Below are 16,943 nucleotides of genomic sequence, written 5' to 3' on the forward strand. Positions count from 1 at the left end.
CGGGCGCGGCGCGGGGGGGGGGGCGGGGGGGGGGCGGGGGGGGGGGGGGGGGCGCGGGCGGGGGGGGGGGGGGGGGGGGGCGCGCGCATGGCGGTTTGCTCTCGAACCACCGCTCGCGCCTCGACCGGACCCGGGTTGGGTTCGACGACGTCCACGCCGCGGTCGATGATCATTCCCGGCTGGCTTACGCAGAGGTCCACCCGGACGAGCAGGGCGCCACCGCGGCCGAGTTCCTCACCCGGGCCACGGCCGACTTCGCGGAGCGCGGCATCACGCGCATCCAACGCGTGATCTCAGACAACGCGTTCGCTTACCGTCGATCGCTCGCGTTCCGCGACGCGGTCGACCTGCTCGGGGCGACGCGGAAGTTCATCAAGCCCCACTGCGCCTGGCAGAACGGGAAAGTCGAGCGTTTCAACCGGACCCTCGCGATCGAATGGGCGTATCGCCAGCCCTTCGCGAGCACACGGCCCGACACGACGCTCTTGCGCCCTGGATCGAGCACTACAACACGGAACAGGTCCGCTCCGGCCACGGGCTCAGACCCCCAGCCCGAGTGCTACCAACCTCAAGACTCAATACACCGGGCCGCCACTCATACCAATTACTACAGATGCCAGGCGCGCGTGAGACGTGGCACGAAAGAATGGGTATTTGGTGGGGTGCAGCTCGCGACCCAGCGACTCAGTGTAGGCCGATGCGCCCCAGTTGCCCCACGGAGTCGCCCATCCGCTTGAGTCACTCCGATCAGTATCCGCGTCACGAGCGGAAACTACCTTGATTCGACCTGCCCGGCACCCCACGAATCAGTAGACGACCACGGAGTCGCCGCCTATTGACGCCTGCTTGGCGCTGTTAGAGAGGTCGACGCGTGCCGCGACCAGGTCACCTGCCTCGACGACGTCTGACTCGTGTTCTTGCGTGGATGTTGACCCCACGCGCCAGAGTGCGGGTCGCCTCGAATCGCGCGGCAGCCCCACAAGCATAGCGGCTAGAGAGAATATCTTTGGCCCCGAGGGCGCTATGAGCATGCGGTAGTCGACAGCCGCCGAGAAAATTAGAGACTCGAGCGAATTGTAGAGGTTCGCGAGAGATCGAATGTCGTAGTACAAGGGCATAACACTGGAATCGGGAGTCAAAAGTCCCTCATGAATTCTTTGCACACCGTCGGTAAACCGCGCATCTTCGCTCACAGCAACGAAAGCCCACACCCTACTGGGTTCCATCAATTCCACCAAACCGAGCGCTCGATGCGGCTCAAGACCCAAGCCCAACACCAAACCAACAGGAATCGATGGCGACCTCAAACCGCCTGAAAAATACTCCGAAAGAGGTCCCGCACTAAGGGAAGGTATTAGATTGGCCGCAACAGCACTCGATTCGAAACGCGCCGGCGCATAGACAAAGTGCACGTCTCCAATCCCTGAATTCTCCCACAACGCCTGTACGACTCTAGCTAAAGTCCGTCGCGACATACTGCTAATGTCTACCAGAATACGAGGCGAAGACAGCAACTTGGTCATCAGCTGGATATTTTCGACAAGATCAACCTCGGGCGTTACGTTCCATCCGCGCGATTCGAATATTTGTCGGTTCTTCGCGAAACCCTCCGAACTGGTTCCATCGTAGACGGCAGCAATTCTAGAATCAGACCGAAAGCCAATTCGACAGACATAGCTCGACCTCGTCTCATAGCCGCAAACTGCGATTATGAGATCAAATACAGAATCGCGCCCTATTCGAACATCTTCGACTATCAAATTCCACCCAAATCCAGCTCATTTATAGAACGATCAGATTTCCGCGCAGGCGCCGCCTCCCGAATGACGGCCGACAGGGAAACATCTTTCCCCAGCCGTAGTGGAAACTCCTTACCTTCCCTGACCCCCAACAGGTAAGCAAGACGGAAACGCTGCCCCTCGAAGCTAGTCAGCACGGCAGGACTCCTGCGATCTCGAACATGCACAAAGGCACCTGCATAGAGGCCCAGGGTTATGGCCTCGGTAACCTCGGCAGGCGTCCGACGGTCAACAGTGAAACCATTAGGTGGGTCGGGATTAAATCGAGACGTATTTCTGGAATTCAGGTATCTGGACACGACGTCAACAAGTTCGATGACAGGCACAGAAGGAGCTGCCGTTTGGCGATTGGGCAGCACTCTGAGCAGCGACTCGAAACGACTCGCCAGAGCCGATACGGCATCATACTGAAACCCAGGCGTAACGCGTTGCGTGTTCGGATCATAATAATTGAGCATCTGAGCAAATGCTGTCTTTATCCAACGAGGATTTCCTTCGAGGATAGTTGTAACAGCGTCTGCCCCAACGAAGGGCTCCAGGGACTTCTTGCGGCTACGACGCACTGGCTTTCCTTCGCGGAAATTCAGCAGTGAATCTCGAAACACCAAAAGCGGAACAATCTTACGCACACTGGCTGACCGTTGATTGTAAGTGAGTTCACTTAATCGAGCCGGTGAAATACCACGGTCGTCGAGCCACTCAGCAAAGCCCTCGTCAAGACGATATGCCTCTCGTATAACTGATTCCGCGTTTACGCCCCGACGCCTTGTTCGGGAATCTCTATACTCATTTCGTACATCCAACGCACTTGTAAGCGGGACTTTGGAGAACCCCCTGGCTTTCAGATGTTCTTCCCAGAGCCCATTGGTCAAACGACGAATCTCTCTTCTTGATTGACCAGACAGATATATGGTCTGAAAGTCATGGCCAGGTATAGGAGAAACCCCACTGACGCGACTATAGAAATGCAGGTAGCGATCAAATGGACTCATCGAGATTTTAAGAACCAAATCCGAACTACCACCTCTGACGAACGAGGTAACAATCTCGTGGATCGATGCAGGAGCCAACTCCATCTCATCGAGCAGCAAGGCCCAGCGCCTGCCGGGCTCGCGAGTGGCTCGATTGAACGCCCGAACACCGAAGGCAAGCAGTGACAAGCTGTCTGCTCTGAAGAATGAGTGTTGTTCAAGGGGGTGCGCGTCTACAGCTAACCGGGTGATGAATAAGTCAAGAGCTTCGAGAAGACCCACCAATCCTGGTCGGATGCCATCCAGGCTCCATGCTTCTGCACACTGCTGCGCGAGTTCCGACTCAGTGCGGTCTAGAAATTTTGCGGGCAGATGAACGCTTGGGTCAGCTCGCGTTCTATACTGCATAGATTCGACGAAAGCGTACAGCATCTGCGCAGTAAATGCTGCTCGGGCGATAACTGGAGATGTTTGACTAGCCCACAGCTCATCTGCTGGTAAAAAGACAGTTGCGTAGTCGATCTGCTTTCTGAAACGCTCAGCGTCTCGACCACGCCAGGCCTCTAGTCCGGGACCGCTCAACATCCGCAGCAAGGTCGTCTTACCACTTCCCCGGGGACCAATCACATAAGCGTGGTCTCCCCCAGCGAGTAGCGTGAACGAGTCTGGCATGACGAATGTCTCAGCAACTTGACGCATCGAGAGACGTTTCGCGTTGAATGTATCGAGGGCCAACTCTCTCATGCTTTCGCTCCTATCCGTGAGATTTGGACCAACCGGTTCGCCCTGTCCCGACTGAAGCCAACACCTCTTTGCTCAAGTTCAGATTCTAGGAACTCCCAGTCGGCAGGCAATACGTATGGAAGTTGAGGTACAGCTCCCAGCAGAGCTTCGTAGGACATGAAAGCACTAGCGTCAGCGCCAAGCGCTCTTTCAACTTTGGTTGCAAGTACTCGGAAGTGCTCATTGCTGCCAAAACCAGCCGCAGCAGGTAGACCTGATCCTGATCTCTCGGACACTTGCCAGCCGATTCCGTATCCCCACGTATAGCTTTCAATCGTACCTGCTAAGCCAGGTACAGCCTCATCGTAGTCATTCCTCACTGTCATAATGTGGAACTGGTTGCGTGTAACTGTGTTGATGGGGTCCCAGAGTTTTGCTCCAATGCTCGCACCACAAAGGACTATTGGCCCGTTACTTGTGAGGTTCGTTGCTTGAACAAGTTGTGGCACATGCTTGTGCCCGTGCACCATGAGCCATCGGCCGGACTGTGTGCTCTTTGCGAGCAACTCCACCAGCTCGCTCCCACGCCTCATCGGCCCATATTCGTCTTGCAACCATCCTTGGAACTGGTGCTCCATTGGGTGGTGATGCACTACTGCAATATTCAATTTTTCACCAAGCCCCGCTAGCGCCTCAGATATCTCATCTTCAACTCGATCTAGAAACCCACCTCGATCGATTACCTTTAGGTACTCGCGCCATGCCTTGCTGTTCTTTCTGACCGCCCCCGGATGTGGCGGAAAATCTAGTGTCGAATCAATCAAAAGTACACGATGATCAGCGTTTTCTATAAGAGCCCACCCACGCGTCCAAAAGTGATCGTCGAGACGCGTATCGCCAGTGGGGAAGCCTGGCAGCAAAGCTCGCAAAGCCTCGCGCGGATCTGCCACTTCATCGTGTGTCACCACGTCGTGATTCCCGGGCACTCCTAACAGATGAGCGCCCAAGTCTGCGGCGAGACCGTGGGCTCTACGCCATCCGTATTCGAGACCAACCGCGTTGGCGCGATTGGCGATGTCCCCGACCGCCAGCAGGTAGTCAGCATTGATCCCCTCGCTTCGAACGAAAGAAACTAAGTCCGCAAGCGGATTGTGCCCAGGACGAGCAGCCGGTGGCTCCGCGTAAACATGGGTCCACGACCCACCGTTTTGGTCTGAATGAATGTCTGCCAGCACCGCTACCCGGAGCGCAACCATGTTCCCTACTTCCTCAAAGAGTCGCTCAGAACGAGCAGTTCCGCGCTACGACCTCTGTTTGCAACACGACCGGACATGCTGGAATATCTGTCGAGGGCAATGATCTCAGAATTCGGATACAGTTCGCGAACACTTGGGTGGTCTGCGTTTGAGAGCAGGACATGCACACCAGATCTGCTCAATTGGCGAAATTTTTCCGCAAGACGTTTCTGGTCGTCCCAACTAAATATCTTCGCGTTGTAGTCCACGAAGCCGTTGGAGCGGTGGCCAGCTACATAGGGAGGGTCTAAATATACGAGCGACTCGGGCTGGCAGCGCGCTAAACTGTCTTCAAAGTCGATATTTTCGATGCGCGCAGCGCCAAGGCGCTTCGCAACCACCTCCAACTGTCCGTCAATTATAATTCGGGACGATTTTGGCCGACCATACGGGACATTGAATTGACCTGATCGATTCTCACGATATAGACCATTAAAGCACAACTTGTTTAGATAAATGAAACGCGCAGCACGATCCACTTCATTCGAGAATTTGGCTGCCCTTATTTCGTAGAACTTTTCAGGGTTTGTTGCCCAAGAGTTCGCTCGCTTTGCGACCTGACTGGGCTGGTCTCTAACTGTCTGAAAGCACTGGACCAGAGGAGCGAGGGCATCACTGAGATACGCTTCACCTCGTGGCACTAGACCCAAGAAAACAGCTCCAGAACCCAGAAATGGTTCGTGATATGACTTCCACTCCTTCGGGAGGCGTGCCTCCAGGTGAGGCAACAACCATCGCTTCGAACCAGCCCACCTCAGGAATGGCGCTACGGGAGCTACCACAGGTGGCTCCCCGAGCGGCTCTGGTGCGGTGGTGACGGACCTTAGCATGGACACATTCTCTTTGAATCAGAGGACCTTAGGCCCGAGTAACCTGAGCCTCGTTCGAGGAGCAGCGCATAGCTGACGCGCGCGGTAAATGGTAACGCAGCGCCAGGGTTACCTTACCCTGCGGTCCCGGGCCTTGAGGGCTAGGGCTTCATTGCGCGAGCAGTTCAGCCGCTGCTGGCTGACCGCAAGTGGGACTACGAAGCGCAACCAACTGGTCCTCCGGCTCCCTCTGCGATCTTGAATTGCACGTTCTGAACGCAGCATCCAAACTTGCAGCGGCAAGTCGGCGTTCTCCCGACGCTCTGCAGCAGTCTCCGAGGACACGCGTAGGCACAACGTCGGCCTGGCAGCTTGTCGAGCGCGACACTCCCTTGTCGGGAAAATGGGAGGGCACCTTCGCGCCCAAGAGCCGCAGTTACGGCACTGCATCCACTACCGCTGCCCCAGCTACCCCGCCCTGATGGTCACCGACAACGGCGTGGTCCACGCCGTCCGCCTCGCCCCCAGAACGAAGGAGGACTCAACAGCTTCGAAAACGGACTCCACCGACGCCACATCGCCCAGAAGAACGGGCATCCCCACCACCCGCAAACCTAAGGGACAGTCGAACGCTTCCGACAGACCCCGAGAAATGGCTCCACGCGCAGCCCGGACAGCCCACCACGCTCGCCGAGCTCCAGAACCTCATCGACCGGTTCTGGAACGACGACAACTCGACCAGGCCACACCGATCCCTCCCGCACCGAGCCACCACAGCCGCTCGCTATACGACCGGCATCAAGGCCGGCCCGAGCCGCACAAAGAAGAGCACCACGCACGGCCGAGTCCGCACCGACCACGTCGACGACTTCGGCGTCGTCACCCTCCGCGTCGACAGCAAACTCCGCCACACCGGCATCGGACGACCCCACGCCCGCGCCCACGTCAAACTCCTCATCCAGGACCTAGACGTGACCGTCATCAACGCCACCACCGGCGAGTTCCTCCGTGAGATCACAATCGACCTCAGCAAGGACCACCAACCCACCAGCAACCCCAGAGGACCCACCCGAAAAACGAAATAGCTCGAACCCGCGACTGCAGGTTCGAGCTATTTTGATGTCTTGCGACATCTCACCGTCGGGCTGACAAGATTTGAACTTGCGACCCCCTGACCCCCAGTCAGGTGCGCTACCAAGCTGCGCCACAGCCCGTGGCTTTCGTTCTCCGCGAGGACAACTCGACCATCCTACCGGAACCTGGGGCGCTCTGCGCACCACCGTGTCGAACGTGTCGCAACCGGCCAGCCCCGCCACATCCGCTTCCCCAGTTGTTCGCACATTCTCCCGCCTGGGAATAGCCTGGTACCCGCGCAGTGTTGCGAACCCAGTCCCCTATCTCAGAAGCAGAGGTCAGCAACATGCAGGTCATGCCCGAACTCACCCCCTTCCGGCGCGGAATCGCCCTCTTCGCGCTTGCGCTCGGAGGCTTCGGCATCGGTGTCACCGAGTTCGCCACGATGGGCCTGCTGCCCGACATCGCCCGCGAGCTGCTCCCCGGCTTCGAGCAGAACCCGGATGCGGTGATCGCGCAGGCGGGCATCCTCATCTCCGCCTACGCCCTCGGCGTTGTTGTTGGAGCCCCGGTCTTTGCGGTGCTCGCGGCCCGCATGTCGCAGACGAAGCTCGCCTTCTGGCTCCTCGGTATCTTCATCGTCGCGTCAGCAGCGTCCGCACTCATGCCCGACTTCGGTACAACCGCCGTCATGCGCTTCATCGCGGCGCTCCCCCACGGCGCGTACTTCGGCGTCGCCTCACTGCTCGCCGCCCGCATCATGGGCCCAGGCAAGCAGGGCCAGGGCGTCGCGCTCGCCTTGTCAGGCCTCACGATCGCCAACATCTTCGGCGTGCCCCTCGCGACCTGGCTCGGCCAGGCCAGCGGCTGGCGCTACGCGTACGTGCTCGTCGCCGCGATCTTCTTCGTCACGTTCCTGCTCGTGTTCTTCTTCGTGCCCCGCTACCCCGGCAACCCAGAACGCAGCGCCATGAAGGAACTCATCGCCTTCAAGAACCCGCGCCTCTGGATCATGGTCGCCGTCGGCGCCATCGGCTTCGGCGGCTTCTTCGCCGTCTACTCGTACATCGCCGAGGTCACGACCCGCGAGACGGGCCTCGGCCCCGGCATCGTGCCGTGGGTGCTCGCGACCCTGGGCGTCGGCATGACGCTCGGCAACCTCATCGGCGGATGGGCGGCTGACCGCAACCTGACCCGCACCATGTTCGTCGGTTTCGGCTCGTTCATCGCCTCGCTCGTCTTCTACAGCCTCATCGCGTCGAACCCGGTCGGCCTGTTCGTGGCCGTGTTCTTCCTCGGCCTCACCTCGTCGTCGCTGCTGCCGGCCATCCAGTCACGCCTCGTGCGCATCGCCGACGAAGCCGCGCTGCTCGGCGCAGCCATCAACCACGCTGCGTTCAACGTCGGCAACAGCCTCGGCGCGTGGCTCGGCGGAATGGTCATCGCGGGCGGCCTCGGCTACCTCGCCCCCGGCTGGGTGGGCGTCGTCCTCGCCGTCCTCGGCATGGGCCTCACCGCACTCGGCGTCTCCGTCGAGCGCCGCGACAAGCGCCATTCCCTCGACACCACCGGCCTCCGCACGATCCCCGCAGCCGAACGCGCCGACATCGGAGCCTGACCTACCAATCGCTGCCCGGCGTTTCGCCCCCTGGAGGTCACCTCAGAGGGCGAAACGCCGGGCAGCGATCGCCGAAAGAGCCCAGGCAGAGGCGGAGTCGGCGGGCAGCGATGGCGAGCGAGAGAGAGCGAAGACCCGCGCCTCAGACTGGCGGCAGTTCTTCGCAGGAGCGAGTCGGCCCCACAAACATGCGTTGCCCCAACGGCCGCCCCGCAGCAAGGCGTGGTCACCGGCGGGCCCCGTGTATCCCCGGGCCTTCGCGCACCGGAGAACGTCCCTAGGATTCAGAGACCCCCGACGATCGGACATGCAATGGCGCTGGACTTCGTTTCCATCGACTTCGAGACCGCGAACCACCAGCGAGGTTCGGTGTGCCAGATCGGCGTCACTGACGTGCGCGACGGTCGCATCGTCTCGACCGACTCGTGGTTCATCAATCCACCAACCGGCCTTGTCTTCACGAACACGCACATCCACGGCATCAGCGCCTCGCACGTGCAGCAAGCGCCCACCTGGAGTGAGACGCTTCGGCGCCTGACCACGGTGGTGCAATCGGCCCCGATCGTTGCGTACAGCTCCTTCGATAAGGGCGCATACAACGCAGCCAACTCGCTCCTAGGCCTCAGCGATCCGGGCTTCGAGTTCTTCGACGCTCTCGTCCTCGCGAAAGCGCGGCTGCAGCTCGACAGCTACAAGCTGCCCCACGTCGCCAAGCACCTCGGCCTCCCGTCGTTCTCGCACCACGACGCCGGGGCGGATGCGCTCGCGTGCGCCCAGATCGTCCTGCACCTCTCGAGCCACACTGGAGTAAGCGACGTCACCAGCGCGTGGCCCGAGTCGAGACCCGCGAAAGCACGAGCCAGCCGGTCCGCGTATGCGCACAAGCAGAGCGTCATCCCAGAAACGAACGCACTGGCCGACCCCACGCATCCGCTCTTCGGTGAGGTGGTTTGCTTCTCCGGCGACCTCGACAGCCACACTCGCGGAGATGCGCAGAAGCTGGCCGCAGAAAAGGGAGCGACGGTGAGTGGCAGCGTGACGAAGAAGACGACGCTTGTCGTGATGGGCGGCTACGATCCCGCCACGCTTCGCCCCGGCGCGAAGGTCAGCAGCAAGATCCAGAAGGCTATGGACCTCGCCGCGAAGGGGCAGCGCGTCGAGATCGTCACCGAGCAGGTGTTCCTCGAACTCATCGCGCGCTGACCGCACTCGGCGTCTCCGTCGAGCGCCGCGACAAGCGCCACTCCCTCGACACCACCGGCCTCCGCACGATCCCCGCGGCCGAACGTGCCGACATCGGAGCCTGACCCACCAATCGCTGCCCGGCGTTTCGCCCTCTGAGAGTCACCTCAGAGGGCAAAACGCGGGGCAGCGATCGGCCGAGAGAGCCCGGGCAGAGCGCAAGCCCCAGGAGCGCCTACTGCACCGTCGACGCGAACATATTCAGGCCGAGCTTGTTCGACAGGTGCCTGGTGGCGCGGATGCCGCGCACGCTGTTGCCCGCAGCATCCAGTGGCGGGGAGAACGTCGCGAGCGAGCCCTTGCCCGGCGCGATCGTGACGATGCCGCCGGAGACGCCGCTCTTGCCCGGCATGCCCACCTCGAACAGCCAGTCGCCGCTCGCCTCGTACATGCCGTTCGTCGCCATGACCGACAGCACGTCGCGGCTCACGGACGGATCGACGACATCCACGCCGGAGATGGGGCAGTCGCCGCCGTCGGCGAGCGTCGCCCCCATCGTGGCGAGGTCTTCAGCGGTGACGAGCAGCGAGCACTGCCGCGTGTACAGCTCGGTCACCTGCGTCGGGTCGAGCGAGATGTGCCCGTAGCTCTCGAGCAGCCTCGCGATGCTGCGGTTGCGCGTGTTGGTCTTCATCTCCGACTCGTAGACGCGCTCGTCGATCTCGAGCGGATGGCCGACGAAGTTCGACAGCCCCGCGTGGATGAAGTCCCACTTCTCATCCCACGTCTTCCCGGGCACGAGCGACGTCGTCGCGATCGCCCCCGCGTTGACGAGCGGATTCATGGTGCGGCCCCCGTTGAGCTCGATCGCCATGACCGAGTTGAACGGCAAACCCGTGTTGTTGACGCCGATCCGCTCGCGCACCTCCTCGTGCCCCAGCTCCTGCACGACCAGCGCGTACACGAACGCCTTCGAGATCGACTGGATCGAGAACTTGAGCTGCGCGTCCCCGAACGAGAATCGGTGCCCGTTCGCCGAAGTGAGGCTCAGCCCAAACCAGGACGAGTCGGCCTCCGCGAGCGCGGGAATGTAGTCGGCGACGGCGCCGTCCTGCACGTGGCGGTACCGCTCGTACGTCTCGGAGAGCATCTCCCGCACATGTTCGGCATCCGGCAGCCTGCCGGTCGAGACCACGCGGGTGTCGGGATGCACGAGGTCCGGCTCGCTGGGGAACGCGGTCGGGTGTTCCGGCAAGAGTGTCTGTTCGGGGAGAGTCGTCACGACCCCGAATCTAGTCCTGCACGGTGCCCGACGCGAAGAGGTTCATGCCGAGCTCGTTCGACAGGTGCCTGGCCGCCTTGATGCCGCGCACGCTGTTGCCGGCGTCGTCGAGGCGCGGCGAGTAGCTCGCGAAGCCGCCCTTCCCGGGGGCGATCGTCACGAGCCCGCCCGAGACGCCGCTCTTCGCGGGCATCCCGATCTCGTACAGCCACTCGCCGCTCGCCTCGTAGAGGCCGTTCGCGGCCATCACGGCGAGCGCGTCCCTGGATGCACCCTGCCCGATGACCTGCTTGCCCGTCTTCGGGTTCCTCCCGCCGTCGGCGAGTGTCGCTCCCATGACGGCGAGGTCCTCGGTGGTGACGAGCAGCGCGCACTGCCGCGTGTAGAGCTCGGTGACCTCGTGCGGGTCGAGGGTGATGTGCCCGTAGCTCTGCAGGAGGCGCGCGATGCCCTGGTTGCGGATGTTGTTCTCACGCTCCGACGCGAACGCGTCCTCGTCGATCTCGAGGTCGCGCCCCGCGAAGGCGGAGAGGCCGCTCAGGATGAAGTCCCACTTCTCCTCCCACGTCTCCCCCGGCGCGAGCGCCGACGTGGCCAGCGCACCCGCGTTGACGAGGGGGTTCATGGTGCGGCCGCCGTTCAGCTCGATCGCCATGACCGAGTCAAACGGCAGGCCCGTGTTGTTCACGCCCACCAGCTCGCGCGCCTTCGTGTGCCCGACCTCCTCGCGCACGAGCGCGAACACGAACGCCTTCGAGATCGACTGGATCGTGAACAGCAGCTCAGCGTCGCCGCGACTGTACGACTGCCCCTCCGTCGAGACGATGCAGATCCCGAACAGGTCCGGGTCCGCATCCGCCAGCGCCGGGATGTAGTCGGGCACCTCGCCGTCGTCGACCGACGAGAACTGCTCGTACGTCTCGTCGACCGCGGTCTTGACGTCGTCGGAGTCGGGCAGCTGCCCCGTCGAGATCGCCGAGCGGCTCGAGTGCACCATCTCCGGCTCGTCGCCGAACATGTGCGTTGCGTCCACCGTGGTCTGCGTCATGTGGGCAACCCTAGCCAGCCCCGCACGGCGGGCAGCTGACCGAACCGGGGCGAAGCCGGGATCGGCCCAGGCAGGTGAGAGAACCCTGGACATCCGGGTAGCCCGGTTGCGGCAACTACTTGCATAAATGAAACTAGATGCACGCATCAACCGATGGAGAGGAAGGTCGATGACCGAAGCAGAGCACCCCGAGCAGCTCCGACTGCCACAGAGCCCCAAGCGCACACTCTCGGCCTTCGATTGGGTGATGCTCCTCGGCATCCCCGTTGTCGCCTACTTCGGCGTCGCGGGGGCGGCCGTCGGCAACACCGCCGGCCTCGTCCTCACCGGATTCGCCGCGCTCGCCATGGTCGCCTTCCGCGCGCTTCGTGTCGGCAGGAAGAACGAGCCGCACATCGCGCCGTGGACCCACTGGCTGTCGATCGGCGTCGCTGTCGCCTCCTTCGTCACCGCGTGGAACGCGTTCCGAGCCGCTCCCCTCGACACCGGCATCGTCTTCACGCTGCCCCTCGTCCCGGTCGCTCTGTTCTTCGCCCTCGTCATCGCCGTCTTTCGGAAGCCGCGGCCGTGAGCGAGACGCCAGAGCTTCGAGCGCTGTTCTCACCGCCGCGGTTCAAGGTGCTCGGGTTCCTCGTGCAGGTCGAGGAGTCTGACTACGCCTCCATCGGGGAGTTCACCGGCCTCGGCGTTCCGGAGATCTCGAGAACCGTGAAGTTCCTGGACGAGGCAGGCCTCGTCCAGGTCAGAAAGGGCCAGAAGGGCCGCTACCCGCAGACCCTGGTGCGCGCGACGCCGAGCGGGCGGGGGCGGTTCCGCGAACTCCTGGCTGACTTGCAGCGCTACGGGCTGGGTGGTTGACCCACCCAGCCCGTAGCCGACTTGCCCAGGAATGGGCGACCCGTCAGGAAGCCCCCATCAGTCGCTGAAGAGGCTGCACTGCACGGCACCCGCCGCGAGGCTCGCGGCCACGCCCGCGATGCCGCCGGCAACTCCGGCGCGCACGAGCTTCGGGCCGACCTTCTCCGCGACCTCGTCCCACTTCTTGTCGCGGATGAGCTCGGCGATCTCGCCGCTGACGATGCCGGAGATCAGTCCGATGACGCTGTTCTCGACCATGCAGTCCACGAACGCGTTCCCCGTGGATGCGGCGCGGGCCTGGGACGACTGCAACGCCTGCGGTCCAGCGCCCTGCGCACGCGCCGCCTCAAGCGAGGCACCGATGTCGGCGGCTTCCTGCTCGCCGATGATCGATGCGGCCTTCTCCTGGTCGTAGGAGACGACGCCGTCGGGCCCGAGGATGAGCGCCTCTTCGAAGAGGCTCTCGAGCGTCTGCGCCAATTCGGCTTCCTGCCCCTGGGTCATCGCACCGGACGATGCCGCCGTGAACGTCGTCGTGCTCGGCGAAGCTGTTGCGGTCGTGGGAACGAAGAATGCAGCAGCGAGCGTCGCGGCCGTCGCGCTCATGACCAACCTGTTGCGAACCTTCATGATCACTCCAATTCATCTTGTGTGTCGGGCGGAGGCGAGCCCCCGCTTTCCGTGTGAGATTTCCTTGGTGGAGGTCGTGGTGACCTCCGGCAGCAAGTCTTTCAGGCGGTACACGCCGAGCCCGAGCTCGGCGAACCGGTCGACGCGCTGGGCGAATCAAAGCGCGCGAAGAGCCGGGAGGCAGCGCGATCCAGGCAGCTCTGCAGGAATACTGCCGTGATTCTGCGCGTGCTCGCCGCTCCTGCCCACGTGCTTGCCAGCACCCTCTCAAGTGGGGCCCGGGCGTGTCACTCAGTCGAGGCGCACCGGAGCAAGCTCCGACCACACGTCACCCGGCCCAGGGTTCCCGGCAGCGGATGCGCCCCCGAGGTGCTTCGCGACGCCCCACACGGCGTTGAGGGCCGTCGTCACCGCACCCTCGGCCCAGCCCGCCGTGAACGAGATGTCGTCGCCCGCGAGGAAGATGCCCCGCTGGTGGTCGTCGAGCTCGTCCTGCACGAAGTGCCCGAAGAGGCGTTCCTGGTACCGGTAGTGGCCCGGCAGGTTGTTCTTGAACGCGCCCATGTAGTTGGGGTCGGCCTCCCACGACACGGTGATCGGCTCCCCCACGATGTGCGCGCCGATGTCGAGGCCAGGGTAGATCTTGTCGAGCGAATGCAGCATGAGCCGCGTGCGCTCCGACGCGTCGAGGGCAAGCCACTTCAGGGCGTCGTCGTTCCACGTGTAGGAGAGCAGGATCACGGCGGGCTTGTCGGGGCCCTCGTCGATGAGGTAGGTCGCGCGGGGCAGGCGGTCGGTGAGCGTCATGCTCATGACCGGCTTCCCCGTTGCCGGGTCCAGGTCGCGCCAGAAGGGGCGGTCGACCATCACGAACGTCTTCGACGAGAGCATGTAGTGGCTCTTCTCGATGGCCGTCCACATCTCGGGCGTGAACAGCTCCTCGTCCGTGTCGATGCGCGCCGACAGGAGCCACGACTGGCAGGTCACGATGGCGGACGCGAACTCCTGCGTGCGCCCCCACTTCTCCGTGATGCTGACGCCACCGTTCTGCCCGCGCTTGATCGCGGCGACCGCACCCCGCGGCACCCCGCCGTGCAGGCTCGCGAGGCTCGTGCCCTCAGGCCAGTGCTCCAGCTCGGTCGGCTCGTGGTGCCACAGGTCGACGGGCAGCTTCTGCGCCCCGCCCACGATGCGGCGGTGCGCGTCGTCGGCGTTCGTGAACACGACCCGCAGGATCTCGAGGATCGAGTTGCCGAAGTCGGTGTCCCAACCGCCAGTGCCGAAGCCCACCTGGCCGAACGCCTCGATGTGCTCGAAGCTGAGATCCCTGAAGGCCGCGCTCTCTGCCACGAATCCATAGAACGAGCGGTTGTCGAACTTCTCGACCAGCTCGTTCCATGCGGCCTTCAGGGTCTCCGTATCGCGTGCGCGGATGGCGTCCTGGATGCGAACCAGGTCGGCCTCCTCCGTCAGCGCACGCTTCCACGCCTCCGCCACCTCCGTGAAGAACGGGGGCAGGTCGGCGGGAGTCTCGGCGTAGAACGACGTGCCGGCGAGCTCGATGACCGTCGACGGCGTCACCTCCGCCAGCGGGTTCGGGAACGCCTGCGTCTCCAACCCGACGAGGTCGACGTAGTGGTAGAACGCACGCCCCGACTCGGGGAAGCGCATGCCGCCCAGGTCGGCGATGACGCTCGGCGCCGCATCGAACGACCGCGTCTTGAGGCGTCCGCCGATGCTGTCCGCCTCGAAGATGACGGGCTTCAGCCCCATCTTCATGAGCTCGTACGCGGCGACGACACCCGCGAGACCGGCGCCGACGACGGCGACCTCGGTGCCGTGCATCCGCTCCGGCACCGAGCCGAGGCCGGCCGGGTGCGTGAGGAACTCGTCGTAGCTGAACGGGAAGTCCGGGTTGAGCATGGTCACCGGCTGGGAGTCCTGCGGCGTGGATGCGCCTTCCGCGCGCTGCGGGCCGCTCGGCATCGGGGTCGCGATGGTCACTTGTGCTCCTTCATGATGACGGGGGTCGCGGCGGTCGCCGCGTTGACGTAGTCGTTCTCGCTCATGGCGCCGACGATGGAGTGCTTCCGACCGTACGCGAAGTACAGGCCGACACCCACGAGCATCCACAGCCCGAACACCATCCAGGTGGTGCCGCCGAGCGTGACCATGAGGCCGAGGCACATGACGATGCCGAGGATCGGCACGACAGGGAAGAACGGCACCTTGTAGCTGCGCGGCAGCTCGGGGCGGGCGCGGCGCAGGTAGATGACCGAGAGGTTGACGAGCGCGAACGCGAACAGCGTGCCGATGCTCGTCGCATCCGCCAGCTCGCCGAGCGGGATGAACGCGGCGACGACCGCGATGATCGACCCCACGATGACCGTGCCGGCGACCGGGGTGCCCGTCGATGGGCGCACGCGGCCGAAGATATTCGGCACCATGCCGTCGCGCGACATGCGGAACAGGATGCGCGTCTGCCCGTAGTAGACCGTCAGCACGACGCTCGCGATCGCGATGACCGCGCCGACCGAGAACATGAGCGCGAGCAGCGGCTGGCCCGTGATGTCGGTGAGGATGCGCACGAACGCCGCTTCGCCGTCGTTGAACTCGGTCCACGGGAGCGCGCCGATGGCGGCGACCGCGACGAGGATGTAAACGACCGTGACGATGACCATCGACAGGATGATCGCGCGCGGCAGGTCCTTCTGCGGGTTCTTCGCCTCGTCGCCGGCCGTGGAGGCGGCGTCGAAGCCGATGTAGGAGAAGAAGAGGCGGCTCGAGGCGGCCGCGACGCCGGCTGCGCCCATGGGGGCGAGCGGCTCGAAGTTCGCCGTCGTGAACGCCGTGAAGGCGATGAACACGAAGATGAGCAGCACGATGACCTTGATGGCGACCATGACGGTGTTCACCCAGGCGCTCTCCTTCGCGCCCCGCACGAGCAGCAGCATCGCGACGATCACGAGCGCCGCGGCTGGCAGGTTGAAGAAGCCGCCATCGAGGCCGATCGGGTTCGCGAGCGCCGGCGGGAGCGCGAGGCCGAAGACGCCGAGCGTCTCGTTGACGTACTGTCCGGCGCCGACTGCGACGGCGGCCACCGAGACGCCGTACTCAAGCACCAGGCACCAGCCGCACACCCAGGCGACGCCCTCGCCCATCGTCGCGTAGGAGTAGGAGTAGCTCGACCCGGAGACGGGCACCGAGCTCGCCATCTCGGCGTACGAGAGGGCCGAGAGCAGCGCGGCGAGGCCGGCGACGGCGAACGCGATCCAGACGGCGGGGCCGGCGAGCGGGACCGCGGTGCCCAGGATCACGAAGATGCCCGTGCCCAGCGTCGCGCCGACGCTGATCATCGTCAGCTGCCACATGCCGAGGGTGCGCTTCAGGCCGCCCTCGCCCGACTCGGTCAGGGACTCGTCGGTGAGCTGCTCCAGCGGCTTGCGGCGCAGCAGCTGCGTGCCGAGCGGCGTGCGTGACCGGCCGGCTGTGGTGGGTGGTGTCGCCATTGACGGTTGCCCTTCTTGGGTTCGGGACCAGCATGATCAGGGATCGATCGGCGCTGTCCAACTGCGCCCAGCACTGCTGGGCCTGGCAATCGTATGGTCGCACCACGCAGCGCATCCACGGGCGATATGCTCGGTTTGTCGCGAA

At 63.4% G+C, this 16,943-nt stretch carries 14 protein-coding genes, 1 tRNA gene and 1 pseudogene; 5 read left to right on the forward strand and 11 right to left on the reverse strand.

Features of this window, described 5'->3' with window-relative positions; translation table 11 throughout:
- Window positions 1-68 precede the first annotated feature (68 nt).
- Window positions 69-571 (forward strand): annotated as a pseudogene (locus C5E07_RS17360) (integrase core domain-containing protein); the annotation flags it as partial.
- 235 nt (window positions 572-806) lie between these two features.
- Here C5E07_RS17360 and C5E07_RS17365 read toward each other — a convergent pair.
- The 6 genes from C5E07_RS17365 to C5E07_RS17385 form a co-directional block, all read right to left on the reverse strand.
- Window positions 807-1,112, reverse strand: a complete 306-nt coding sequence (locus tag C5E07_RS17365) for a hypothetical protein (protein ID WP_146080641.1) — start codon at window positions 1,110-1,112, stop codon at window positions 807-809.
- Window positions 1,113-1,756: 644 nt separating this feature from the next.
- Entirely contained in the window at window positions 1,757-3,514 is a 1,758-nt protein-coding gene (locus tag C5E07_RS19275; RefSeq protein ID WP_146080642.1) for a hypothetical protein, read from the reverse strand.
- Window positions 3,511-4,749 carry a metallophosphoesterase gene (locus C5E07_RS17370; protein ID WP_104301089.1) on the reverse strand — a complete coding sequence of 413 codons (1,239 nt, stop codon included), beginning with the start codon at window positions 4,747-4,749 and terminating at the stop codon, window positions 3,511-3,513. The genes C5E07_RS19275 and C5E07_RS17370 overlap by 4 nt, the downstream gene beginning before the upstream one ends.
- A gap of 5 nt (window positions 4,750-4,754) precedes the next feature.
- The gene (locus tag C5E07_RS17375; RefSeq protein WP_104301091.1) at window positions 4,755-5,618 is read right to left on the reverse strand and encodes a Dam family site-specific DNA-(adenine-N6)-methyltransferase; all 864 of its coding nucleotides are present in this window, start codon (window positions 5,616-5,618) and stop codon (window positions 4,755-4,757) included.
- A 593-nt stretch (window positions 5,619-6,211) separates the two neighbouring features.
- The gene (locus C5E07_RS19280; RefSeq protein WP_146080643.1) at window positions 6,212-6,541 is read right to left on the reverse strand and encodes a hypothetical protein; all 330 of its coding nucleotides are present in this window, start codon (window positions 6,539-6,541) and stop codon (window positions 6,212-6,214) included.
- A gap of 196 nt (window positions 6,542-6,737) precedes the next feature.
- Window positions 6,738-6,811, reverse strand: a tRNA-Pro gene (locus C5E07_RS17385).
- Window positions 6,812-7,026: 215 nt separating this feature from the next.
- On the opposite strand from C5E07_RS17385, the gene C5E07_RS17390 reads away from it, so the two are divergent.
- Window positions 7,027-8,289: an MFS transporter gene (locus C5E07_RS17390; RefSeq protein WP_104242287.1), complete on the forward strand. Its 1,263-nt coding sequence runs from the start codon at window positions 7,027-7,029 to the stop codon at window positions 8,287-8,289.
- A gap of 312 nt (window positions 8,290-8,601) precedes the next feature.
- Window positions 8,602-9,492, forward strand: coding sequence for an exonuclease domain-containing protein (locus C5E07_RS17395; RefSeq protein WP_104301095.1), 891 nt, complete (start codon window positions 8,602-8,604; stop codon window positions 9,490-9,492).
- A gap of 214 nt (window positions 9,493-9,706) precedes the next feature.
- Here the strand turns inward: C5E07_RS17395 and glsA (C5E07_RS17400) are convergent, their stop codons facing one another.
- Together glsA (C5E07_RS17400) and glsA (C5E07_RS17405) are read right to left on the reverse strand one after the other, a co-directional pair.
- Window positions 9,707-10,753 carry a glutaminase A gene (gene glsA, locus C5E07_RS17400; RefSeq protein ID WP_308471384.1) on the reverse strand — a complete coding sequence of 349 codons (1,047 nt, stop codon included), beginning with the start codon at window positions 10,751-10,753 and terminating at the stop codon, window positions 9,707-9,709.
- A 10-nt stretch (window positions 10,754-10,763) separates the two neighbouring features.
- Complete coding sequence (gene glsA / locus C5E07_RS17405; RefSeq protein ID WP_258064023.1) at window positions 10,764-11,801, reverse strand: glutaminase A; 1,038 nt, start codon at window positions 11,799-11,801, stop codon at window positions 10,764-10,766.
- A 169-nt stretch (window positions 11,802-11,970) separates the two neighbouring features.
- On the opposite strand from glsA (C5E07_RS17405), the gene C5E07_RS19865 reads away from it, so the two are divergent.
- Together C5E07_RS19865 and C5E07_RS19870 are read left to right on the forward strand one after the other, a co-directional pair.
- Window positions 11,971-12,372: a hypothetical protein gene (locus tag C5E07_RS19865; RefSeq protein WP_146081122.1), complete on the forward strand. Its 402-nt coding sequence runs from the start codon at window positions 11,971-11,973 to the stop codon at window positions 12,370-12,372.
- Window positions 12,369-12,659, forward strand: coding sequence for a transcriptional regulator (locus tag C5E07_RS19870; RefSeq protein WP_258064024.1), 291 nt, complete (start codon window positions 12,369-12,371; stop codon window positions 12,657-12,659). The genes C5E07_RS19865 and C5E07_RS19870 overlap by 4 nt, the downstream gene beginning before the upstream one ends.
- A gap of 57 nt (window positions 12,660-12,716) precedes the next feature.
- On the opposite strand, the gene C5E07_RS17415 is transcribed toward C5E07_RS19870, so the two are convergent.
- The 3 genes from C5E07_RS17415 to C5E07_RS17425 form a co-directional block, all read right to left on the reverse strand.
- Complete coding sequence (locus tag C5E07_RS17415) at window positions 12,717-13,289, reverse strand: hypothetical protein (RefSeq protein WP_146080238.1); 573 nt, start codon at window positions 13,287-13,289, stop codon at window positions 12,717-12,719.
- Window positions 13,290-13,580: 291 nt separating this feature from the next.
- Entirely contained in the window at window positions 13,581-15,293 is a 1,713-nt protein-coding gene (locus tag C5E07_RS17420; protein ID WP_374953209.1) for a flavin monoamine oxidase family protein, read from the reverse strand.
- On the reverse strand, window positions 15,290-16,798 hold the full coding sequence (locus C5E07_RS17425) for an amino acid permease (RefSeq protein ID WP_104301099.1): 1,509 nt from the start codon (window positions 16,796-16,798) through the stop codon (window positions 15,290-15,292). The genes C5E07_RS17420 and C5E07_RS17425 overlap by 4 nt, the downstream gene beginning before the upstream one ends.
- Window positions 16,799-16,943 lie beyond the last annotated feature (145 nt).

Origin of the sequence: Pseudoclavibacter sp. RFBJ3 (genome assembly GCF_002931375.1) — a bacterium.
Taxonomy (GTDB): Bacteria; Actinomycetota; Actinomycetes; order Actinomycetales; family Microbacteriaceae; genus Pseudoclavibacter.

Bases quoted from the DNA above. Each gene is read 5' to 3' on its own strand.
- C5E07_RS17415 (WP_146080238.1), bottom strand. From the start codon at position 13,289: ATGAAGGTTCGCAACAGGTTGGTCATGAGCGCGACGGCCGCGACGCTC.
- C5E07_RS17370 (WP_104301089.1), bottom strand. From the start codon at position 4,749: ATGGTTGCGCTCCGGGTAGCGGTGCTGGCAGACATTCATTCAGACCAA.
- C5E07_RS19865 (WP_146081122.1), top strand. From the start codon at position 11,971: ATGACCGAAGCAGAGCACCCCGAGCAGCTCCGACTGCCACAGAGCCCC.
- C5E07_RS19275 (WP_146080642.1), bottom strand. From the start codon at position 3,514: ATGAGAGAGTTGGCCCTCGATACATTCAACGCGAAACGTCTCTCGATG.
- C5E07_RS17395 (WP_104301095.1), top strand. From the start codon at position 8,602: ATGGCGCTGGACTTCGTTTCCATCGACTTCGAGACCGCGAACCACCAG.
- C5E07_RS17390 (WP_104242287.1), top strand. From the start codon at position 7,027: ATGCCCGAACTCACCCCCTTCCGGCGCGGAATCGCCCTCTTCGCGCTT.
- C5E07_RS17375 (WP_104301091.1), bottom strand. From the start codon at position 5,618: ATGCTAAGGTCCGTCACCACCGCACCAGAGCCGCTCGGGGAGCCACCT.
- glsA (WP_258064023.1), bottom strand. From the start codon at position 11,801: ATGACGCAGACCACGGTGGACGCAACGCACATGTTCGGCGACGAGCCG.
- C5E07_RS17425 (WP_104301099.1), bottom strand. From the start codon at position 16,798: ATGGCGACACCACCCACCACAGCCGGCCGGTCACGCACGCCGCTCGGC.